Origin of the sequence: Pseudomonas sp. Pc102, from assembly GCF_018408275.1 — a bacterium.
GTDB lineage: Bacteria > Pseudomonadota > Gammaproteobacteria > Pseudomonadales > Pseudomonadaceae > Metapseudomonas > Metapseudomonas tohonis.
This window is the reverse complement of record NZ_AP021905.1, coordinates 1,641,131-1,660,709: the sequence shown is the minus strand read 5'-3', so window position 1 is coordinate 1,660,709 and position 19,579 is coordinate 1,641,131. Positions and strand designations below refer to the sequence as shown.

General features: G+C 67.2%; 22 protein-coding genes. 12 read left to right on the top strand and 10 right to left on the bottom strand.

Annotated features, from left to right (window positions below; all coding sequences use genetic code 11):
• The first annotated feature begins 152 nt into the window (after positions 1–152).
• Entirely contained in the window at positions 153–1,079 is a 927-nt protein-coding gene (locus tag PHLH3_RS07835) for a GGDEF domain-containing protein (protein ID WP_213628803.1), read from the top strand.
• Positions 1,080–1,148: 69 nt separating this feature from the next.
• Here the strand turns inward: PHLH3_RS07835 and rluB are convergent, their stop codons facing one another.
• The 6 genes from rluB to PHLH3_RS07805 all read right to left on the bottom strand — a co-directional run bounded on the left by rluB (position 1,149) and on the right by PHLH3_RS07805 (position 5,811).
• Positions 1,149–2,384, bottom strand: a complete 1,236-nt coding sequence (gene rluB, locus PHLH3_RS07830; RefSeq protein ID WP_213628802.1) for a 23S rRNA pseudouridine(2605) synthase RluB — start codon at positions 2,382–2,384, stop codon at positions 1,149–1,151.
• An 87-nt stretch (positions 2,385–2,471) separates the two neighbouring features.
• Complete coding sequence (locus PHLH3_RS07825; RefSeq protein WP_213628801.1) at positions 2,472–2,651, bottom strand: DUF1289 domain-containing protein; 180 nt, start codon at positions 2,649–2,651, stop codon at positions 2,472–2,474.
• Positions 2,652–2,673: 22 nt separating this feature from the next.
• Positions 2,674–3,477, bottom strand: a complete 804-nt coding sequence (scpB, locus tag PHLH3_RS07820) for an SMC-Scp complex subunit ScpB (RefSeq protein WP_213628800.1) — start codon at positions 3,475–3,477, stop codon at positions 2,674–2,676.
• Positions 3,478–4,176: a ScpA family protein gene (locus PHLH3_RS07815; protein WP_173177204.1), complete on the bottom strand. Its 699-nt coding sequence runs from the start codon at positions 4,174–4,176 to the stop codon at positions 3,478–3,480.
• 122 nt (positions 4,177–4,298) lie between these two features.
• On the bottom strand, positions 4,299–4,934 hold the full coding sequence (locus PHLH3_RS07810) for an L-threonylcarbamoyladenylate synthase (RefSeq protein ID WP_213628799.1): 636 nt from the start codon (positions 4,932–4,934) through the stop codon (positions 4,299–4,301).
• A gap of 13 nt (positions 4,935–4,947) precedes the next feature.
• On the bottom strand, positions 4,948–5,811 hold the full coding sequence (locus tag PHLH3_RS07805; protein ID WP_213628798.1) for a PHP domain-containing protein: 864 nt from the start codon (positions 5,809–5,811) through the stop codon (positions 4,948–4,950).
• Between the two features lie 66 nt (positions 5,812–5,877).
• On the opposite strand from PHLH3_RS07805, the gene PHLH3_RS07800 reads away from it, so the two are divergent.
• The 6 genes from PHLH3_RS07800 (at position 5,878) to PHLH3_RS07775 (ending at position 9,938) form a co-directional block, all read left to right on the top strand.
• On the top strand, positions 5,878–6,468 hold the full coding sequence (locus PHLH3_RS07800) for a septation protein A (protein ID WP_213628797.1): 591 nt from the start codon (positions 5,878–5,880) through the stop codon (positions 6,466–6,468).
• Between the two features lie 8 nt (positions 6,469–6,476).
• Complete coding sequence (locus PHLH3_RS07795; protein WP_111259485.1) at positions 6,477–6,773, top strand: YciI family protein; 297 nt, start codon at positions 6,477–6,479, stop codon at positions 6,771–6,773.
• A gap of 39 nt (positions 6,774–6,812) precedes the next feature.
• On the top strand, positions 6,813–7,244 hold the full coding sequence (locus tag PHLH3_RS07790; protein WP_213628796.1) for a hypothetical protein: 432 nt from the start codon (positions 6,813–6,815) through the stop codon (positions 7,242–7,244).
• A 13-nt stretch (positions 7,245–7,257) separates the two neighbouring features.
• Entirely contained in the window at positions 7,258–7,935 is a 678-nt protein-coding gene (locus tag PHLH3_RS07785; RefSeq protein WP_173177079.1) for a response regulator transcription factor, read from the top strand.
• A 154-nt stretch (positions 7,936–8,089) separates the two neighbouring features.
• Entirely contained in the window at positions 8,090–8,518 is a 429-nt protein-coding gene (locus tag PHLH3_RS07780; protein WP_173177077.1) for an LTXXQ domain protein, read from the top strand.
• A gap of 79 nt (positions 8,519–8,597) precedes the next feature.
• A complete protein-coding gene (locus PHLH3_RS07775; RefSeq protein WP_213628795.1) occupies positions 8,598–9,938 on the top strand; it encodes a HAMP domain-containing sensor histidine kinase in 1,341 nt (446 codons plus the stop codon).
• A gap of 57 nt (positions 9,939–9,995) precedes the next feature.
• Here PHLH3_RS07775 and PHLH3_RS07770 read toward each other — a convergent pair whose 3' ends face one another.
• Positions 9,996–10,553, bottom strand: coding sequence for a nitroreductase family protein (locus PHLH3_RS07770; RefSeq protein ID WP_213628794.1), 558 nt, complete (start codon positions 10,551–10,553; stop codon positions 9,996–9,998).
• A gap of 132 nt (positions 10,554–10,685) precedes the next feature.
• On the opposite strand from PHLH3_RS07770, the gene PHLH3_RS07765 reads away from it, so the two are divergent.
• Together PHLH3_RS07765 and PHLH3_RS07760 are read left to right on the top strand one after the other, a co-directional pair.
• The gene (locus PHLH3_RS07765; protein ID WP_213628793.1) at positions 10,686–12,140 is read left to right on the top strand and encodes a TrkH family potassium uptake protein; all 1,455 of its coding nucleotides are present in this window, start codon (positions 10,686–10,688) and stop codon (positions 12,138–12,140) included.
• Between the two features lie 76 nt (positions 12,141–12,216).
• Positions 12,217–13,671, top strand: coding sequence for a TrkH family potassium uptake protein (locus tag PHLH3_RS07760; protein ID WP_173177068.1), 1,455 nt, complete (start codon positions 12,217–12,219; stop codon positions 13,669–13,671).
• A gap of 153 nt (positions 13,672–13,824) precedes the next feature.
• Here PHLH3_RS07760 and PHLH3_RS07755 read toward each other — a convergent pair whose 3' ends face one another.
• Positions 13,825–14,826, bottom strand: a complete 1,002-nt coding sequence (locus PHLH3_RS07755; RefSeq protein WP_213628792.1) for an AraC family transcriptional regulator — start codon at positions 14,824–14,826, stop codon at positions 13,825–13,827.
• A gap of 138 nt (positions 14,827–14,964) precedes the next feature.
• On the opposite strand from PHLH3_RS07755, the gene PHLH3_RS07750 reads away from it, so the two are divergent.
• The 3 genes from PHLH3_RS07750 to PHLH3_RS07740 all read left to right on the top strand — a co-directional run bounded on the left by PHLH3_RS07750 (position 14,965) and on the right by PHLH3_RS07740 (position 17,447).
• A complete protein-coding gene (locus PHLH3_RS07750; protein WP_213628791.1) occupies positions 14,965–15,282 on the top strand; it encodes an Mpo1-like protein in 318 nt (105 codons plus the stop codon).
• A 35-nt stretch (positions 15,283–15,317) separates the two neighbouring features.
• The gene (locus PHLH3_RS07745; RefSeq protein WP_173177061.1) at positions 15,318–15,905 is read left to right on the top strand and encodes an HD domain-containing protein; all 588 of its coding nucleotides are present in this window, start codon (positions 15,318–15,320) and stop codon (positions 15,903–15,905) included.
• A gap of 153 nt (positions 15,906–16,058) precedes the next feature.
• On the top strand, positions 16,059–17,447 hold the full coding sequence (locus PHLH3_RS07740) for an adenylate/guanylate cyclase domain-containing protein (RefSeq protein WP_111259502.1): 1,389 nt from the start codon (positions 16,059–16,061) through the stop codon (positions 17,445–17,447).
• Between the two features lie 225 nt (positions 17,448–17,672).
• Here the strand turns inward: PHLH3_RS07740 and PHLH3_RS07735 are convergent, their stop codons facing one another.
• Both PHLH3_RS07735 and PHLH3_RS07730 read right to left on the bottom strand, forming a co-directional pair.
• Positions 17,673–18,710, bottom strand: a complete 1,038-nt coding sequence (locus PHLH3_RS07735) for a glycosyltransferase family 1 protein (protein WP_213628790.1) — start codon at positions 18,708–18,710, stop codon at positions 17,673–17,675.
• On the bottom strand, positions 18,707–19,540 hold the full coding sequence (locus PHLH3_RS07730; protein ID WP_213628789.1) for a UDP-2,3-diacylglucosamine diphosphatase: 834 nt from the start codon (positions 19,538–19,540) through the stop codon (positions 18,707–18,709). The genes PHLH3_RS07735 and PHLH3_RS07730 overlap by 4 nt, the downstream gene beginning before the upstream one ends.
• Positions 19,541–19,579: the final 39 nt, after the last annotated feature.

Genomic DNA, 19,579 nt, shown 5'->3' with positions numbered 1-19,579 from the left:
GTTCGCCAAATCACCGGCAAGAGCTTGCCACCGGCGTTTTGCCAGCATCCTCAAGATATTGAATCCAAACGCTTTTACGGTCGAAATTGGATTTTGGCACGGAAATCGCTCTGACCTCTCCGTCGTCGCTTCGAGCGTCAGAGGTTCGCCAAATGGTCCCGTCCACCCCTACCAACACCATAGATTTCGATGCCGCCAAGTTGCAGCGCCTTGGCTTCACCAGCCCGGCCCAGAGCAAGCTGCGGCAGATGACGCTGCTGGAACTGCGCCGCCAGTTGAGCATGCAGTTGCAGACCAGCCTGGATGTGGAACGCATCGTCAGCCTGTTCTTCCGTGAAGTGCAGCGCCTGGTGCCACTCGATGCCCTGGCCTATCAGCACCAGAGCAGCGACCTGCGCCTGGAATATGGCGAACGCGCCGCGCATTCGGCCGGCTACCGCCTGAGCCACGAAGGCGAATACCTGGGCGAGTTGATCTTCCGTCGCCGCCAGCGCTTCGACGAAGCCGAACTCGGCCAGCTCGAATCCCTGCTGGCCTGCATGCTCTTCCCGCTGCGCAACGCGCTGCTCTATCGCACCGCCGTGCAATCGGCGCTGCGCGACCCGCTGACCGACACCGGCAACCGCATCGCCATGGACCAGGCGCTGCAACGCGAGGTGGACCTGGCGCGTCGCAGCCAACAGCCGCTGTCGGTCCTGATGCTGGACATCGACCACTTCAAGCGCATCAACGACGAATACGGCCACAGCACCGGCGACGAAGTGCTCAAGGCCGTCGCCACCACCCTCAAGGCCAAGCTGCGCAACGTCGACATGGTGTTCCGCTACGGCGGCGAGGAATTCCTCGTCCTGCTCTCCAGCACCTGCCGCGAAGCCGCCGGCATGGTCGGCGAACGCCTGCGCATGGGCGTCATGGAGATCCAGTACCTGGTCGGCGGACGTCCGATCGAGCTGTCCATGAGCCTGGGCTGCGCCACCCTGCTGCCGGCCGAATCGGTGGACAGCCTGCTGCGCCGCGCCGACAGCGCCCTCTACGTGGCCAAGCGCAACGGCCGCAACCGCCTCTCCATGGCTGGCTGACCGCTCGACGACGCGAACGACACCCATGAAAAAGGGGCCATCAGGCCCCTTTTTAATTGCATCGGCGGATCAGCGCTTGCGGCCGAAACCCGGTCGCTGGCCATCGCCCGCCGGCGGGTTGGTGCGCTTGTTCACCGGACGCTGCGGCTTGCGCTGCGGGCGCTCGGCCACTTCGCTCGCATCGCCCTGGGGCTTGCCACGGGGCTTCTTGGCGACATCGCGCGGGCGTTCGGCCAGCGGCGTGCTGCGGCCCTGCTCGCCACGGGCAGCCGGGCGCGGTGCCCGGGCCGGACGCTCGGCGCCTTCGCCACGCGGGCTGCGCGCCGGACGCTCGGCACCTTCACCACGCGGCGCGCGGCTCGGACGTTCGGCCCCCTCGCCACGACCACGAGCGGGACGCTCGCCACCTTCGCTGCGCGGGCCACGGGCGGGACGGTCACTGCCCTGGCGACTGCCACGGCCGCTCACCGGCTTGACCAGCTTGCGTTGCATGCGCTCGACCTTGTCCTTGTGCTTGGTGGAGACCTCCGGCAGCAGGACCGGCTTGAGGCCGACCTCGCCACTGAGGATGTCCACCTCGGCCTGGCCCATCTCGCGCCAGCGGCCCATGGTCAGGTCGGAAGTGAGGAACACCGGACCGAAGCGCACGCGCTTCAGGCGGCTGACCACCACGCCCTGGGATTCCCACAGGCGACGCACTTCGCGGTTGCGGCCCTCCATGACCACGCAGTGGTACCAGTGGTTGAAGCCTTCGCCGCCGGGCGCTTCCTGGATGTCGGTGAACTTGGCGGGGCCGTCTTCCAGCATCACGCCGTTCTTCAGGTTCTCCAGCATCTCCTCGGTGACTTCGCCGCGCACGCGCACGGCGTACTCGCGGTCCATCTCGTAGGAGGGGTGCATCAGGCGGTTGGCCAGCTCACCATCGGTGGTGAACAACAGCAGGCCGGTGGTGTTGATGTCGAGACGGCCGATATTGATCCAGCGACCGGCACGCAGGCGCGGCAGACGTTCGAAAACGGTGGGGCGGCCTTCCGGGTCGTCGCGGGTGCAGACCTCGCCGTCGGGCTTGTTGTAGATCAGCACGCGGCGGACGGCTTCGGTCTCTTCCTCGCGCTTGAGCAGGCGGCCGTCGACGCTGATCGCGTCATGACGGTCGACGCGCTGGCCAAGGGTCGCGGCCACGCCGTTGACCTTGACGCGGCCCTCGGTGATCCAGGCCTCGATATCGCGGCGCGAAGCCAGGCCGATGCGGGCCAGGACCTTCTGCAGCTTTTCCCCAGCGGGGCTGTATTCGTCTTCGTTCATCTGGGCACCTCCCGGTGTAGTCGTTCAAAAAGGTCGCGCATCATACGCGGCGGGCGAACCTCAGGCTAGCTGAGTCCGCAGGGGTCGTCAGTGTTTTCGCCGGCCGGTCGCGGCCAGGGCCAGCAGGCGCATATCGGCCTCGGCCAGCACCTCGCGGCGCTCCGCCTTGCCAAGTTTCTTCCAGGCCTTGATCTCGCCACGGGTGCGGCCGCAGCCCCGGCAGACATCGTCCGCAAACTGGCAAACCCTGATGCAGGGGTCCTTCATCGTCGCGCCTCGTCTTCCGGCCTCAGTGGCGGGTCTCGTCGGAGCCATCGCCCAACAGCGCCGCGTCGCCCTCCTCCGCCTCGGCCTCCGGCTGCTCGACCTCGGGGGCGGGCAGGTCGTCGAAGTCGGTCTTCAGGCCCTGCTCCATGGTGTCCAGCTCCGCCAGCAGCGAGCGGAAGCTGGTCTCCTCGCGGGGCTCGGCGGGCTCTTCCCCGGCCAGGTCGGCACGCGCTTGCAGCCCTTCCGGAACCGGTACGTCGACATCGTCGAGGGCCAGCACCGGTTCGGGCTCCAGCTCGCGCAGGGCGGCCAGCGGCGGCAGTTCATCGAGGTTCCTGAGGTTGAAATGGTCGAGGAAGGCCTTGGTGGTGGCGAACATCGCCGGCCGGCCGGGCACGTCACGGTAGCCGACCACGCGGATCCACTCGCGCTCCATCAGTGTCTTGACGATCTGGCTGTTCACCGTCACGCCGCGGATGTCCTCGATCTCACCCCGGGTGATCGGCTGGCGGTAGGCGATCAGGGCCAGGGTCTCCAGCATGGCGCGCGAGTAGCGCTGTGGACGCTCCTCCCAGAGGCGACCGACCCAGGGAGCGAAGCGCTCGCGCACCTGCAGCCGGTAGCCGGATGCCACTTCCTTCAGCTCGAAGGCCCGCCCCTGGCAGGAGGCGGCAAGAATCGCCAGCGCATCGCGGATCTGCGCTGGTTCCGGGCGCTCGGCTTCCTCGAACAGCTCGCCGATGCGCTCCAGCGACAGGGGTTTGCCGGAAGCCAGCAGGTAAGCCTCGAGCAGGAAGGCCAGCTCCTTGGGGTCGTTCAGGTTCATCTACTCGGCTCTTGCACGGACGTGGATGGGTGCGAAGGGTTCATTCTGCACCAGCTCCACCAGTTGTTCCTTGATCAACTCCAGCACCGCCATGAAGGTCACCACCACGCCCAGGCGCCCTTCCTCGGCGGTGAACAGGCTGACGAACGGCAGGAAGGCGCCACCCTTCAGGCGCTCCAGCACCTCGCTCATGCGCTCGCGGGTGGACAGCGCCTCGCGGGTCACCTGGTGGCTTTCGAACATGTCGGCGCGGCGCAGCACCTCGGCCATGGACAGCAGCAGCTCTTCCAGGCTGACGTCCGGCAGCAGCTTGCGCGCCCGCGCCTCGGGCGCTTCCAGGCGCGGCACGGTGTTGTCGCGACCGACCCGCGGCAGCATGTCGATGCCCTCGGCGGCGGCCTTGTAGCGTTCGTACTCCTGCAAGCGACGAATCAGCTCGGCGCGGGGGTCTTCCTCCTCCGCCTCGGCCTCGCTGGAGCGCGGCAGCAGCATGCGCGACTTGATCTCCGCCAGCATGGCGGCCATCACCAGGTACTCGGCGGCCAGCTCCAGGCGCACGGATTTCATCAGCTCGACGTAGCCCATGTACTGGCGGGTGATCTCCGCCACGGGGATGTCGAGGATGTCGATGTTCTGCTTGCGGATCAGGTAGAGCAGCAGATCGAGCGGCCCCTCGAAGGCTTCGAGGAACACCTCCAGGGCATCCGGCGGGATATAGAGGTCGACAGGCAGCTCGGTGACGGCCTGCCCGTAGACCAGGGCGAAGGGCAGTTCCTGCTGGGCTCCTGCCTGGCTGTCGACCTGGGGCGCAGCTTCTGCGCTCACGCCTCGGCGTCCGTCATGAAGGGCGTCGGGTCACCGCAACCGGCACGCACCAGGCGCGGCTCGCCTTCGGACAGGTCGACCACGGTGGAGGCCGCCATGCCGCCGTAGCCGCCGTCGATGATCAGGTCCACCTGGTGCTCGAGGACCTGCCGCATCTCATAGGGATCGCTCATCGGCAACGCCTCGCCAGGCAGGGTCAGGGTTGCGCTCATCAGCGGCGCCCCCAGCTCTTCCAGCAGCGCCAGGGCGATGGGGTGGTCCGGCACCCGCAGGCCGATGGTGCGGCGCTTGGGGTGCAGCAGCATGCGCGGCACCTCGCGGGTGGCGCTGAGGATGAAGGTGTAGGGTCCGGGGGTATGCGCCTTGAGCAGGCGGAACGCCGCGGTGTCGACCTTGGCGAACAGCCCCAGCTCGGAGAGGTCGCGGCAGACCAGGGTGAAGTTGTGCTTGTCGTCCAGGCGGCGCAGGCGGCGAATGCGCTCCACGCCGTTCTTCTCGCCAATGGCACAGCCGACGGCGTACGAGGAGTCGGTCGGATAGACGATCACGCCCCCCGCCCTGACGATCTCCACCGCCTGCTTGATCAGCCGCGGCTGGGGATTCTCCGGGTGGACCTGGAAAAACTGACTCACGTTATCTCCCTGCTCAGCGTTCAGTTGGTCGTTGTGCATCTTGGAAACGCGCCGCCAAAGGCGACAGGTCCTCCGGTATGGGTCGGTACACGCCCAGCTCCGACCAGTCTCCAGGTGCATGGAAATCGCTGCCGGCGCTCACCAGCATGCCGAATTCGCGGGCGAGGATCGTCAGCGTGCCCACCTGCTCCGCAGGCTGCATGCCGTTGACCACCTCGAGCGCATGGCCGCCGGCAGCGATGAAGTCGGCCACCAGCTTGCGACGCTTGGTCTTAGTGAAGTCGTAATGGTAGGGATGCGCCAGGCTGATCCAGGCCCCGGCGGCGCGCAGCGTACCCACGGCCTCGGCCAGGGTCGGCCAGTGCTGCTTGACGTCGCCGAGCTTGCCCGAGCCCAGCCACTTGCGAAAGGCCTCCGCACGATCGCGCACATGCTTCTCGCGCACCAGGAACTCGGCGAAGTGCGGCCGTGCCGGCGCGTTGCCGCTGTCACCCAGCTCGCGCTGGATCGCCCGCGCGCCTTCCAGCGCACCGGGCATGCCCTTGGCCGCAAGGCGGCGGTCGATCTCCTCGGCCCGCGACCAGCGCCCCTGGTGCAGGTCGGCGATGGCCTGGCGCAACTCCGGGGCGTCCGGACGGAAGGCATAGCCGAGCACGTGAATCGTGGCGCCACCCCAGGTACAGGACAGCTCCACGCCATCGATCAGCTCGATATCCAGCCCGGCGGCGGCGCTGCGGGCCTCTTCCAGCCCCTCGAGGGTGTCGTGGTCGGTCAGCGCCAGCACCCGAACGCCCTTTTCATGGGCGCGCGCCACCAGCACGGCGGGCGCCAGGGCGCCATCGGAGGCCGTGCTGTGACAGTGCAGATCAATGTGCATGGCGTGCGCTTTCGCTAAGGGAATGGTTTGTTATTATGCCGGCACATCCCGCTTCTGGCTGCCGCCGTGAAACAATTCATCGACTTCATCCCGCTCATCCTCTTCTTCATCGTCTACAAGCTCGAACCACGCGCCATCGAATTCGCCGGGCACAGCCTCATGCTGGGCGGCATCTTCAGCGCCACCGCCGTACTGATCGCCGCCTCGGTGGTGGTCTACGGCGCGATCTTCCTCACCCAGCGCCGCCTGGAGAAGGGCCAGTGGCTGACCCTGGCCGCCTGCCTGGTGTTCGGCGGCCTGACCCTGGCCTTTCACAGCGAGACCTTCCTCAAGTGGAAGGCACCGGTGGTCAACTGGCTGTTCGCCCTGGGCTTCGCCGCCAGCCACTTCATCGGCGACAAGCCCCTGATCCAGCGCGTCATGGGCCATGCCGTCTCGCTGCCCCAGGCCATCTGGGTGCGCCTGAACCTGGCCTGGATCGTCTTCTTCCTGTTCTGTGGCTTCGCCAACCTTTATGTCGCCTTCACCTACCAAGAGTTCTGGGTCGACTTCAAGGTCTTCGGCAGCCTGGGCATGACCCTGCTGTTCCTCATCGGCCAGGGCATCTTCCTGGCGCGTCACATGCACGATCCCGAATCCGAGAAACCTCAAGAATAAGGACCATCATGCTCTACGCGATCATCTCCTCCGACGTTGCCGACTCCCTGGAAAAACGCCAGGCCAACCGCCCCGCGCACCTCGCCCGCCTGGAGCAGCTGAAAGCCGAAGGCCGCCTGGTGCTGGCCGGTCCGCACCCGGCCGTGGACAGCAACGACCCGGGCAGCGCCGGCTTCACCGGCAGCCTGGTCGTCGCCGAGTTCGAATCCCTGGTCGCCGCGCAATCCTGGGCCGAAGCCGATCCGTTCCGCACTTCGGGCGTCTACGCCAGCGTGATCGTCAAACCCTTCAAGCAGGTCTTCTGACAGCAGCACACCGAATCCATTCAGGAAACAGGAGTTCCGATGCGCCACGCCTCGCTGTCCCTGCTGTTCGCCCTGTCCCTCCTCGCTCCGCTGGCCCAGGCCGAAGAAGCCTTGCCGACCGTCGCCCCCAGTGCGTCGGTCGAGCCCCGCCCGGTGGAGAACGTCGCCGCGCAGGAGCTCACCGTCCTGCAACAGCGCCTGGCCGAAAGCGAGCGCCAGCGCAACGAACTGGCCGCCCAACTGGCCAACGGCACCACGGCCGAGCGCGACACGGCGCTGCTCTCGCGCCTGCGCCAGGAAAACCAGCGCCTGAAGCTGCAACTCAAGGAAGCCCAGGCGAACCGCTCCCCGAGCCTGGTCAGCGATGACCAGATGTGGTTCGCCATCGGCGGCGGCGTGGCGCTGCTGTCCTTGCTGGTCGGCCTGTTCGCCCGTGGCGGGCAACGCCAGCGCCGGCAGTGGATCAACTGACGAATCGACGGCCATGAGCGAACTGCTGCTTATCGATGACGACCAGGAGCTCTGCGAGCTGCTCAACAGTTGGCTCAGCCAGGAAGGCTTCAGCGTGCGCGCCTGCCATGACGGTGTCAGCGCCCGTGCCGCCCTGGCCGCCCATGCCCCGGCGGCCGTGGTGCTCGATGTGATGCTGCCCGACGGCAGTGGCCTGGAGCTGCTCAAGCAACTGCGCAGCGACCACCCGGACCTGCCGGTACTGATGCTCTCTGCCCGAGGCGAGCCGCTGGACCGCATTCTCGGCCTGGAACTGGGTGCCGACGACTACCTGGCCAAGCCCTGCGACCCGCGCGAACTCACTGCCCGCCTGCGCGCCGTGCTGCGCCGCACCCAGCCGCCCTCGCAGTCCAGCCAGCTGGAGCTGGGTGACCTCTGCTACAGCCCAGTGCGTGGCGTGGTCAACGTCGGCGAACACGAGATCAGCCTCACCGTCTCCGAAGGCCGCCTGCTCGAAGCCCTGCTGCGCCAGCCCGGCGAGCCGCTGGACAAGCAGGAACTCGCGCAACTGGCCCTGGGCCGCAAGCTGACCCTCTACGACCGCAGCCTCGACATGCACGTCAGCAACCTGCGCAAGAAGCTCGGGCCGCACGCCGACGGCAGGCCGCGCATCGTCGCCCTGCGCAGCCGCGGCTATTACTACAGCGCCTGAGGCAAGCTACCCGCTTCTCGCCCCGAGCCAGTCGTATCAGCGTCCTGAACGTCTCTTTACCCAAGCTTTACCCAGGCCTGACCGCCCTTGACCTTGCCCTCCCTAGACTGAGCACATCCGGCAACCAGCCGGTTCAGAGACAAGGAGATAGACCATGCGCAAGACAATCGCCGCCCTGCTGCTCGCAGCCGCCCTGCCCACCGTCGCCATGGCCATGCCCGAAGACGGCCCCGGCCCGGAGCGCGGCTTCGGCGGCCCCGGTCACGGTGGTCCCGGCCTGTTCAAGGAGCTGGACCTGAGCCGCGAACAGCGTCACCAGGTCGGCAAGCTGATGGGCGACTCCATGAGAAGCCGCCACGACATCACCCAGAAGTACCTGGACAAGCTGCCCGCCGCCGACAAGAAGGCCATGCAGGACGAGCTGAAGGCCAGCGAGGAAAAGAACCGCGCCGAGATCCGCGCGCTGCTCAAGCCCGAGCAGCAGAAGGAGTTCGACGAGCTGCAGAAGAAGATGGAGGAGCGCCGCGCCGAACGTGCCGAGTTCGAAGCCTGGAAAGCCCAGCGCGCGCAGAAGACCCAATGACCGTGGCGGCCTGACCGCCAGCCCCAGCGCCCATCAGGCACCCGCCTGATGGGCTTTGCCGTTTCCGGAGGAGACTCGCGTGCGTTCACTGTTCTGGCGGATCCTCGCCGCCTTCTGGCTCGCCCTGGCGCTGGTCGCCGGCCTCGCCATGCTGCTGGGCCGCGCCCTCAACCAGGACGCCTGGATCCTCAGCCGCCACCCCGCCCTGCAGGGTTTGGCGGAAACCCTGGTGCAGCGCTACGAGATCGGCGGGCCGGACGAGGTGCAACGCCTGCTCGAACAATTCAAGCGCCGCGCCCGCATCGACGTGCAGATCCTCAACGACAGCGGCCAGCCGGTGGTGCGCGGCACCTTCCCGCCCCGCGCCGCCGCCTTCGAGGCCCGCCAGCACGATGAGCGCCTGCCCTGGCGCCGCCTCACCGAGGAATACACCAGCCCGCGCAGCGGCGACTCGTTCCTGCTGATCTACCGCATCCCCTACCCCGAACTGGAAGCCTGGCACCGCGGCAGCCTGCTCTGGCCCTTCAGCGCCCTGGGCATCGCCCTGGTGGTGCTGACCCTGTTCAGCCTGGCACTGACCCTCTACATCACCCGTCCGTTGAACCGCCTGCGCCGTGCCGTGCACGACCTCGGCAAGACCGCCTACCAGCAGGACAGCCTGGAACGCCTGTCGCGGCGCCGTGACGAACTCGGCGTGCTCGCCGGCGACTTCAACCGCATGGGCCAGCGCCTGCAGGGGCTGATCGGCAGCCAGCGCCAGCTGCTGCGTGACGTCTCCCACGAGCTGCGCTCGCCCCTGGCGCGCCTGCGCATCGCCCTGGCCCTGGCCGAACGCGCGGAACCCCAACAGCGCGAGGCCCTGTGGCCGCGCCTGGGCCAGGAATGCGACCGGCTGGAAGCGCTGATCAGCGAGATACTCGCCCTGGCGCGCCTGGACGCCGAACCCGGCGCGACCCACCCGATCGAGCTGCGCCCGCTGCTGGCGGGCCTCGCCGACGATGCGCGCCTGCTCTACCCCGAGCAGCGCATCGAGATCCGCTGCCCCGCCGAGCTGCGCCTGGACGGCTGGCCGGACATGCTGGAGCGCGCCCTGGACAACCTCCTGCGCAACGCCCTGCGCTTCAACCCGGCCGAACAGCCGGTGGAGCTGGATGCCAGCCAGGCCGACGGCCTGTTGCGCGTGCAGGTCCGCGACCACGGCCCTGGCGTCGCACCGGAGCACCTGGCGCAGTTGGGCGAACCCTTCTACCGCGCGCCGGGCCAGGCCGCAGCGGGCCATGGCCTCGGGCTGGCCATCGCCCGTCGCGCCGTCGAACGCCACGGCGGCTCGCTGGCACTGGCCAACCACCCCGGCGGTGGCTTCGTCGCCAGCATCGAACTGCCGCTGCACCCGCAAGGCCGAGTGCCCCCCAGGCAATAAAAAACCCGGCGGAGGCATCTCCAGCCGGGTTCTTCGGTCTCGCCGCCGATCAGTCGATCAGCCCCAGGCGCTCACGAAATCAGCCGGAGCCAGCTCCGGCGGGCTGCGGCGGTCGCCTTCCACACTGCCCAGGTAGAGGAAACCCACGACCTGCTCGTTGTCGGCCAGGCCCAGGCCACGGGCGACATGGCGGTCATAGCTCAGCTCGCCGGTGCGCCAGATGGCGCCCAGCCCCTGGGCATGGGCGGCCAGGAGGATGCCGTGGGCGGCGCAGCCCGCCGACAGCACCTGCTCACTTTCCGGCACCTTGTGCCCGGCGGTCAGGCGGGCGATCACCGCCACCAGCAGCGGCGCACGCAGTGGCATGCCGAGGGCCTTGTTCACCGCAGCCTCGGGTGCCTGCGGGTCCCTGGCCTTTACCGCCTCGGCGAACAGCTCGCCCAACCGGTTGCGTGCCTCGCCCTCGATGGTGAGGAAGCGCCAGGGCCGCAGGTAGCCATGATCCGGGGCGCGCAGGGCGGCGCGGAACAGCACCTCGCGTTGCGCCGCATCGGGCGCCGGCTCCACCAGGCGAGACAGGGATACGCGGTTGAGCAGAGCGTCGAGAGCCTCCATCGGGCCACCTCCAGGTTCGAGTGAAGCGGCATTCTAGCCGAAGTTGCGAAGCATTCCGGATATACGACATCGCTTTACAGTCCCATGCACCTGCGTAGAATCTCGCTCCTCGTCCACCGGGCCAGACTTGCCATGGCGCTGCCGACCCTCCGCATCATCGCCTTCATCATCGGCATCTTTCTCATCACCCTGTCCGCCAGCATGGTCATTCCCATGCTGGCGCTGCTGGTGTTCGAGCGCACCGACGACCTCAGCGCCTTCACCTGGTCGAGCTTGATCACCTTCGCCTCCGGCATCGCCCTGGTGGCCCAGGGGCGGCCCGAGCACTCGCACATGCGCCCCCGCGACATGTACCTGCTGACCACGGCGAGCTGGGTGGTCGTGTGCTGCTTCGCGGCACTGCCGATGGTGTTCATCCAGCACATCAGCTACACCGATGCCTTCTTCGAAACCATGTCCGGCATCACCACCACCGGCTCGACCGTCCTCACCGGGCTGGACTCCGCCTCGCCCGGCCTGTTGCTGTGGCGCTCGATGCTGCACTGGCTGGGGGGCATCGGCTTCATCGGCATGGCCGTGGCGATCCTGCCGCTGCTGCGTATCGGCGGCATGCGCCTGTTCCAGACGGAGTCCTCCGACTGGGGTGAGAAGGTCATGCCGCGTTCGCACATGGCGGCCAAGTACATCCTCCTCGTCTACATCGGCCTCACCGCCCTTGGCACCCTGGCCTTCTGGCTGGCCGGCATGACCCCTTTCGAAGCGCTCAACCATGCCGCTTCCCTGATCTCGACCGGCGGTTTCTCCACCTCCGACAGCTCCATCGCGCACTGGCCGCAGCCAGCGGTGCACTGGGTCGCCGTGGCAGTGATGATCCTCGGCAGCCTTCCCTTCACCCTGTATGTCGCCAGCCTGCGCGGAAATCGCAAGGCCCTGGTCCGCGACCATCAGGTAAGGGGCTTCCTGTTCTTCCTGGTGGTCACCTGGCTGCTGTTCGGCACCTGGTACTGGGCCAACTCCAGCAACAGCTGGCTCGACGCCGTCCGCATCGTCGCCGTCAACGTCACCTCGGTGGTCACGACCACCGGTATCGCCCTGGGCGACTACACGCTGTGGGGCAGCTTCTCGGTGATGCTCTTCTTCTACCTGACCTTCGTCGGCGGCTGCTCCGGCTCCACCGCCGGCGGCCTGAAGATATTCCGCTTCCAGGTCGCCCTGGTCATGCTCAAGGCCAACCTGCAGCAACTGGTGCACCCCCGGGCGGTGATCCGGCAGAAGTACAACGGGCACAACATCGACGAGGAAATCGTGCGCTCGTTGATCACCTTCTCCTTCTTCTTCACCGTGACCATCGGCGTCATCGCCCTGGGCCTGTGCCTGATCGGCCTCGACTGGACCACCGCCATCACGGGCGCCGCCACCGCGGTCTGCAACGTCGGCCCCGGGCTGGGACCGACCATCGGCCCGGTCGGCAACTTCTCCAGCCTGCCGGATGCGGCGAAATGGCTGCTGACCTTCGGCATGCTCCTCGGCCGCCTGGAGATCCTCACCGTCCTGGTGCTCTTCACCCGTGCCTTCTGGAAGCACTGACCCCCGGAGGCGGTGAGCATGGACAGGTCGCCCAGCCCGGATAGAATGGCGGCCTCGACAACTCAGAGCTCGACCCATGGCATTGCCGACCCTGCGCATCATCGGCTTCATCATCGGCATATTCCTGATCACCCTGGCCGTGAGCATGGCCATCCCCGTGCTGACGCTGTTCATCTTCGAACGCACCCAGGACATCCACTCCTTCGTCTGGTCGAGCCTGATCACCTTCCTCGCCGGCCTGGCGCTGGTCATCCCCGGGCGCCCCGAGCACGTGCACCTGCGCCCGCGCGACATGTACCTGCTCACCGTCTCCAGCTGGGTGGTGGTGGCGATCTTCGCCGCGCTGCCGTTCCTCTTCACCCAGCACATCAGTTACACCGACGCCTTCTTCGAGAGCATGTCGGGCGTCACCGCCACCGGCGCCACCGTGCTCAGCGGGCTGGACACCATGTCGCCCGGCATCCTCATCTGGCGCTCGCTGCTGCACTGGCTGGGGGGCATCGGCTTCATCGGCATGGCCGTGGCGATCCTGCCGCTGCTGCGCATCGGCGGCATGCGCCTGTTCCAGACGGAATCCTCCGACCGCTCCGACAAGGTCATGCCGCGCTCGCACATGGTGGCCAAGTTCATCGTCCTGGTTTACGTCAGCTTCACCCTGCTCGGCACCCTGGGTTTCTGGCTGGCCGGCATGAGCCCCTTCGACGCGGTCAACCACGCCATGTCGGCGATTTCCACCGGGGGCTTCTCCACCTCCGACCAGTCCCTGGCCAAATGGCACCAGCCGGCCGTGCACTGGGTCGCGGTGGTGGTGATGATCCTCGGCAGCCTGCCCTTCGCCCTCTACGTCTCCACCCTGCGCGGGCACCGCAAGGCGCTGATCAAGGACCACCAGGTACGCGGCTTCCTCGGCCTGCTGCTCGCGACCTGGCTGGTGCTGGGCACCTGGTACTGGCTGACCACCGACCTGCCCTGGACCGAGGCGCTGCGCCACGTCGCGGTCAACACCACCTCGATCCTCACCACCACCGGCTTCGCCCTGGGCGACTACAGCCTGTGGGGCAACTTCTCGCTGATGCTGTTCTTCTACCTGGGCTTCATCGGCGGCTGCTCCGGGTCCACCGCCGGCGGCATCAAGATCTTCCGCTTCCAGGTCGCCTACATCCTGCTCAAGGCCAACCTCTACCAGCTGATCCACCCCCGCGCGGTGATCAAGCAGAAGTACAACGGCCACCGCCTCGACGAAGAGATCGTCCGCTCGATCCTCACCTTTTCCTTCTTCTTCACCATCACCATCTGCGTCATGGCCCTGGGCCTGTCGCTGATGGGGGTGGACTGGATAACCGCACTCACCGGCGCCGCCAGCACCGTCTCCGGCGTGGGGCCGGGCCTGGGCGAGGTGATCGGGCCGGCGGGCAACTTCTCCAGCCTGCCGGACGGCGCCAAGTGGCTGCTCTCCCTCGGCATGCTGCTGGGCCGCCTGGAGATCATCACCGTGCTGGTGATCTGCACGCCGTATTTCTGGCGGCATTGAGGCGGCGTCGCGCACAGGCACCTGCGTGCCGCGTCACCCTCGCGAACGCGCAGCTCCACTGAACAGGGGTGGCGCCTGGCCTCCCCCAGCCGCGCTGGGCGAGCCGGGCGACTGAAGTCGCCCCTACATCCCCCTACAGACTCCGGGAGGCGATTACAGGCGCGCGCGGTACTCGCCCGGCGTGGCGTCGAACCAGCGGCGGAAGGCGCGGAAGAAGTTGCTCGGGTCGGCGAAGCCCAGCAGGTAGGCAGTCTCCAGCAACGTCAGGTTGGGCTGTGCCAGGTACTGCTCGGCCAGCTCGCGACGGGTGTCGTCCAGCAGTTGCTGGAAGCTGGTGCCCTCTTCCTGCAGGCGGCGCTGCAGGGTGCGCTGGGACAGGTGCAGGGTGCTGGCCACCACCTCGCGCTTGGGTTCGCCCTGGGGCAACAGGCGGCACAGAACCTGGCGCGCCTGGTGGGTCACGCGGCTGCCGGAGAAACGCGCCAGGTACTCGCCAGCGAAGCGGTCGTGCAGCTGCGCCAGGGACTCGTTGGCCGTGGGCAGCGGCGTCTCCATGTCGGCGCGGTCGAACAGCAGCGCATAGTGCTCGGTGTTGAACCGCAGCGGCGCCTGGAACACCTGGCGATAGGGCTCCAGGTCCGCAGGCGGCGGGCCCTGGAAGCGGATTTCCAGCGGGTTGATCGGCCGCCCCGTCATCCAGCGGCAGAAGGCCAGGGAATAGGCCATGGACGCCTCGGCGCTCTGCCGCGCCGGCGGCAGGCGGTCGCCATGGATCGCCAGGATCAGCGCATAGCCGTCGGGGGTGGCGCGAAAGCTCAGGTCCGCGCCCTCGGCGATGATCCGCTGGTAGCGCACCAGGCGGGCGAAGCCCTCCTTGAGGGTGCGGCTGGACATCAGCGCATAACCCACCACGTGGAAGGACGCCGGCCTCACCACCTTGGCCATGTTCAGGCCGATGGCCGGGTTGCCCGACAGCTCCACCGCGCGCAACCACAGGCGGGTCATGCCGTCCTGGGGGAAACGGGCATCGGGATCGTTCAGGGCGGCGTAGTCGAGCCCCAGTTCGGGAAACAGGTTGCGGCAGTCGACGCCGCCCATTTCCAGCGCCTGGACGATCCCCAGGGCCCAGCTCGATGACGTGGTACGTTCGCTCATGGCGCCTTCTTGTTCTATCAGACGGAGACCACAGGACAGGGTCTGGCGACGAAGGATACTAAACTGGCACCTAATGTCACTGGTCTGGAAAGGTACCAGTCCTACACTCTCTTCCTACAAGAAAGAGGAGACATCCCCATGAGCACCGCGCCCGCCGAGCGTTTCAACAGCTTCGCCGAGTTCTACCCCTATTACCTCCAGGAACACAGCAACGACGTATGCCGCCGCCTGCACTACGTCGGCAGCCTGCTGGTCCTGAGCATCCTCGCCTACGCCCTGGTCACCCAGCAGTGGCTGTGGCTGCTGGCCCTGCCCGTTGCCGGCTATGGCTTCGCCTGGGTCGGCCACTTCGTGTTCGAGAAGAACCGCCCCGCCACCTTCAAGTACCCGCTCTACAGCCTGATGGGCGACTGGGTGATGCTGAAGGACGCCTTCACCGGCCGCATCCGCTTCTAGCAAGCCCCCGAAAACAACAACAAGAGAGGCCCCTGATGAATGCCCACGCCCGCTTCACCCACATGGAAGACGGTACCGCCGAGGACTGGAGCATCATCGCCCAGGACTTCGCCCGCTATGCCGCCCAGCTCCCGGACCGCATCCTCACCCACCTCAGGCTGCTGGATGGCGACTTCGGCGGCTTCCCGGTCGACCGCCTGACCCACTCGCTGCAGACCGCCACCCTCGCCCACCGCGACGGCCAGGACGAGGAATACGTGGTCTGCGCCCTGCTCCACGACATCGGCGACACCCTCGGCTCCTTCAACCACGCCGACATCGCCGCGGCGATGCTCAAGCCCTTCGTCAGCCCCGAGAACCACTGGATGGTGGAGAAGCACGCGATCTTCCAGGGCTACTACTTCTTCCATCACCTGGGCCTGGATCGCCACCTGCGCGAGCAGTTCAAGGACCACCCGCAGTACCGCCAGACCATCGAGTTCTGTGCACGCTACGACGCCGCCGCTTTCGACCCCGAGGCCGAACACCTGCCCCTGGAATACTTCGAGCCCATGCTGCGCCGCGTCTTCGCCCAACCCCGGCAGTCGATCTACAAGGCCGTGATGGAGCGCAACGCGAGCTGAACGTCGAGGCCGTGCCACCGTTCGGCGGCCATGCTTGGCCGCCGTAGTGGCACTTGGTTATGATCCCGCACCCGCCAGGCATTGGCTCAGGTCTTGCAGACCATCGGACGCCCGTACGTCGCGTCAGAAAATCATCAGGGATCGTTCGTTTACATGAAGTCAGCCAATCTAGACCGGCTCAGCAGTCTTCCGACCCCGCCGCTTCGCGAGTATTACTCCCGCGTACTGGCGTATATCGCCACGGCCGCCAGCATCGCCGCCGGCAGCTACATCCAGTACTTCTCCTACGACGTGCTGTGGATGGTCCCCTACGCCCTGCTCTATCCGCACCTGGCCCATCACCTGAGCCTGCGCTTCAAGCGTGACCACCCCGAGCGCACCCACCTGATCCTGCTGTTCATCGACGCCCTGCACGCCGGCGCCGGCGCGGCCCTGCTCGGTTTCTCGGTGGTGCCGAGCCTGATGTTCATGCTCACCCTCTCGTTCAGCGCACTGATCATCGGTGGCCTGCGCCAGCTGGGCCTGGCGATCCTCGTGGCCGCCAGCGCCACGGTGCTGACCACGGTGGTCGCGCACCCGGACCTGAAGCTCGCGACCCCGGCCCTGGTGTCCTTCGTCAGCATCTGCTTCACCACGCTCTACGTCTGCATCACCGCCTTCTTCGTGCACCAGCAGGGCCTGCGCCTGGCGCTGGCGCGCAGCGAGATCAAGCTGGAGCAGGAAAAGGCCGCGCGCCTGGCCCGCAACCTCGCCAAATACCTGTCGCCGCAGGTCTGGGAAATGATCTTCAGCGGCAAGCGCCACGTGCGCCTGGAGACCCAGCGCAAGAAGCTCACCGTGTTCTTCTCCGACATCAAGGGCTTCACCGAGCTGTCCGAGGAGCTGGAGGCCGAGGCCCTGACCGACCTGCTCAACAACTACCTCAACGAGATGTCGAAGATCGCCCTGAAATACGGCGGCACCATCGACAAGTTCGTCGGCGACTGCGTGATGGTGTTCTTCGGCGACCCCTCCACCCAGGGCGCCAAGAAGGACGCCGTGGCCGCCGTATCCATGGCCATCGCCATGCGCAAGCACATGAAGGTGCTGCGCCAGCAGTGGCGCGCCCAGGGCATCACCAAGCCCCTGGAAATCCGCATGGGCCTGAACACCGGCTATTGCACGGTGGGCAACTTCGGCGCCGACACGCGCATGGACTACACCATCATCGGCCGCGACGTGAACCTCGCCAGCCGCCTGGAAAGCGCCTCCGAGGCCGGCGAGATCCTCATCTCCCACGAGACCTACTCGCTGATCAAGGACGTGATCATGTGCCGCGACAAGGGCCAGATCACCGTCAAGGGCTTCGCCCGCCCCGTGCAGATCTACCAGGTGGTGGACTTCCGCCGCGACCTGGGCGCCACCTCCAGCTACGTCGAGCACGAATTGCCGGGCTTCTCCATGTACCTGGACACCAACGGCATCCAGAACTACGACAAGGAAAAGGTCATCCAGGCGCTGCAACTGGCTGCCGAGAAACTGCGCGACAAGGTCATTCTCTGACCGAATGGGTCACAGCAAGGCCGCCCTCGGGCGGCCTTTTTCATGGGCGCGGTGCAGGCATCAGGCACCGCGAGGACAGTGGCGCCGCGCTCACGAAGCGCTTCGGTGCGCACGTCGCCTCCCACGACGAAGCTTCGTGCTGTTCGTAGGATGGGTAGAGCGGAGCGAAACCCATCAATGCGGAGTGCCGAACAGCGCGGCTACGCGGATACATGGCTGCGTGCCCTACGACAACGACCCTTCCCCCACCGCCTCACCGCACAACTCGCCATCCAGCAGCGGCTGGCGTGCCAGGAACTCCTGGGCGGAGGCCCGCCAGGACAGGCGCGCGGCCCGTTCGGCGCAGGTGGCGCGGTCCAGTTCGAGGGCGCGCAGGCAGGCGCCCTGCAGGTCCTCGTCGAGCACCCCGGTGACATCCGCTTCCAGCACGTCCAGAGGCCCCGGCACCGGCAAGGCGGCCACCGGCGTGCCGCAGGCCAGGGCCTCCAGCATCACCAGCCCGTAGGTGTCGGTACGCGAGGGGAAGACCAGCACGCTGGCGCCGGCATAGGCCTCGGCCAGCGCCTCGCCGTGGCGGTAGCCGAGGAAGCGTGCATCGGGGTAGTGCGCTTCCAGTTCGGCCCGCTGCGGCCCATCGCCCACCAGCCATTTCTCGCCGGGCAGCTCCAGGTCGAGGAAGGCCCGCAGGTTCTTCTCCGGCGCGATGCGGCCGACGTAGAGGAACACCGGTTTCAGCGGCCGGGGCTGCTGCGGGCGCGGGTGGAACAGGCGGGTGTCCACGCCCTTGCGCCACAGCGACAGGTGCCCCAGCCCCCAACCGGCCAGCTCGCCACGCAGGCGCTCGGTGGTCACCAGCACCGTCTGGCTGGGGCGATGGAAGGCGCGCAGCACGGCGTAGCCCCACTCCAGCGGCACGCCCGGCCAGCGGGTGTGCACGTATTCGGGAAAGCGCGTGTGCACGGCGCTGGAGAAGGCCAGGCCACGGCGCATCAGCCAGCGCCGCGCGGCCCAGCCCAGCGGCCCTTCGGTCGCGAGGTGCACGCAATCCGGGCGGAAATCGCGGATCGCCGGCCCGACGCGCCAGAGGTCCCACACCAGCGGGATCTCCGGGTAGGTCGGGCAGGGCCGCGAGCGGAAGTCGCGGGGCGACAGCAGCTTGACCAGGTGGCCGAGCCCGCGCAGTTCGGCCACCAGGGCCTGCAGGCTGGTCACCACGCCGTTGACCTGGGGCGCCCAGGCATCGCTGACGATGAGGATCCTCATGCAGCCGGCTCGAGGGCAGGCTGCCGGGGCTCGGCGGCGAGGCGCGCCTGGTCGTCGGCGAGGCGGTAGAGCTCGATGGTGCCGTCCCAGTGTTCGATCAGCGCGGTGCAGGACTCGACCCAGTCACCGCAGTTCATGTACTCGACACCGCCCACCTGGCGGATCTCGGCGTGGTGGATGTGGCCGCAGACGGCGCCATCCAGCCCGCGCTTGACGCACTCGTGGGCGATGGACTCCTCGAAGTCGCTGATGAAGTTCACCGCCGTCTTGACCTTGTGCTTGAGAAAGGCCGACAGCGACCAGTAGCCGTAGCCCCAGCGCTCGCGCCAGTGGTTGAGCCAGCGGTTGAGGGTCAGGGTGAACTCGTAGGCCGAGTCGCCGAGGAAGGCCAGCCACTTGTGGTAGCGGGTGATGACGTCGAACTGGTCGCCGTGGATCACCAGCAGGCGGCGACCGTCGGCGGTCTCGTGGATCGCCTCGTCCACCAGCTGGATGTTGCCGAGCAGCAGGCTGGAGTAGCGACGCAGGAATTCGTCGTGGTTGCCGGTGACGTAGATCACCTCGGTGCCACGCTTGCTCATGGTCAGCAGGCGGCGGATCACGTTGGTGTGCGCCTGGGGCCAGTAGATGCCGCTGCGCAGCTTCCAGCCGTCGATGATGTCGCCCACCAGGTAGATGCGGTCGGCGTGGTGGCGCTTGAGGAAACGCGCCAGGTGCTCGGCCTGGCAGTCGCGGGTGCCGAGGTGAACGTCTGATATCCACAGAGTGCGGACGCGTTGCTTGCGGGGACGAGCCGGGTCGACCGGCTCCAGGCGTTGAACGCTGCTCATGGGCGGCCTCCAGCTGGGTTTTTCCGATCTTGCGCAGGC

What these genes read in the sequence shown, in the direction of transcription:
- PHLH3_RS07835 (WP_213628803.1), top strand. Translation starts at nt 153, where the DNA reads ATGGTCCCGTCCACCCCTACCAACACCATAGATTTCGATGCCGCCAAG.
- rluB (WP_213628802.1), bottom strand. Translation starts at nt 2,384, where the DNA reads ATGAACGAAGACGAATACAGCCCCGCTGGGGAAAAGCTGCAGAAGGTC.
- PHLH3_RS07825 (WP_213628801.1), bottom strand. Translation starts at nt 2,651, where the DNA reads ATGAAGGACCCCTGCATCAGGGTTTGCCAGTTTGCGGACGATGTCTGC.
- scpB (WP_213628800.1), bottom strand. Translation starts at nt 3,477, where the DNA reads ATGAACCTGAACGACCCCAAGGAGCTGGCCTTCCTGCTCGAGGCTTAC.
- PHLH3_RS07805 (WP_213628798.1), bottom strand. Translation starts at nt 5,811, where the DNA reads ATGCACATTGATCTGCACTGTCACAGCACGGCCTCCGATGGCGCCCTG.
- PHLH3_RS07795 (WP_111259485.1), top strand. Translation starts at nt 6,477, where the DNA reads ATGCTCTACGCGATCATCTCCTCCGACGTTGCCGACTCCCTGGAAAAA.
- PHLH3_RS07790 (WP_213628796.1), top strand. Translation starts at nt 6,813, where the DNA reads ATGCGCCACGCCTCGCTGTCCCTGCTGTTCGCCCTGTCCCTCCTCGCT.
- PHLH3_RS07785 (WP_173177079.1), top strand. Translation starts at nt 7,258, where the DNA reads ATGAGCGAACTGCTGCTTATCGATGACGACCAGGAGCTCTGCGAGCTG.
- PHLH3_RS07780 (WP_173177077.1), top strand. Translation starts at nt 8,090, where the DNA reads ATGCGCAAGACAATCGCCGCCCTGCTGCTCGCAGCCGCCCTGCCCACC.
- PHLH3_RS07770 (WP_213628794.1), bottom strand. Translation starts at nt 10,553, where the DNA reads ATGGAGGCTCTCGACGCTCTGCTCAACCGCGTATCCCTGTCTCGCCTG.
- PHLH3_RS07765 (WP_213628793.1), top strand. Translation starts at nt 10,686, where the DNA reads ATGGCGCTGCCGACCCTCCGCATCATCGCCTTCATCATCGGCATCTTT.
- PHLH3_RS07760 (WP_173177068.1), top strand. Translation starts at nt 12,217, where the DNA reads ATGGCATTGCCGACCCTGCGCATCATCGGCTTCATCATCGGCATATTC.
- PHLH3_RS07755 (WP_213628792.1), bottom strand. Translation starts at nt 14,826, where the DNA reads ATGAGCGAACGTACCACGTCATCGAGCTGGGCCCTGGGGATCGTCCAG.
- PHLH3_RS07750 (WP_213628791.1), top strand. Translation starts at nt 14,965, where the DNA reads ATGAGCACCGCGCCCGCCGAGCGTTTCAACAGCTTCGCCGAGTTCTAC.
- PHLH3_RS07745 (WP_173177061.1), top strand. Translation starts at nt 15,318, where the DNA reads ATGAATGCCCACGCCCGCTTCACCCACATGGAAGACGGTACCGCCGAG.
- PHLH3_RS07740 (WP_111259502.1), top strand. Translation starts at nt 16,059, where the DNA reads ATGAAGTCAGCCAATCTAGACCGGCTCAGCAGTCTTCCGACCCCGCCG.
- PHLH3_RS07735 (WP_213628790.1), bottom strand. Translation starts at nt 18,710, where the DNA reads ATGAGGATCCTCATCGTCAGCGATGCCTGGGCGCCCCAGGTCAACGGC.
- PHLH3_RS07730 (WP_213628789.1), bottom strand. Translation starts at nt 19,540, where the DNA reads ATGAGCAGCGTTCAACGCCTGGAGCCGGTCGACCCGGCTCGTCCCCGC.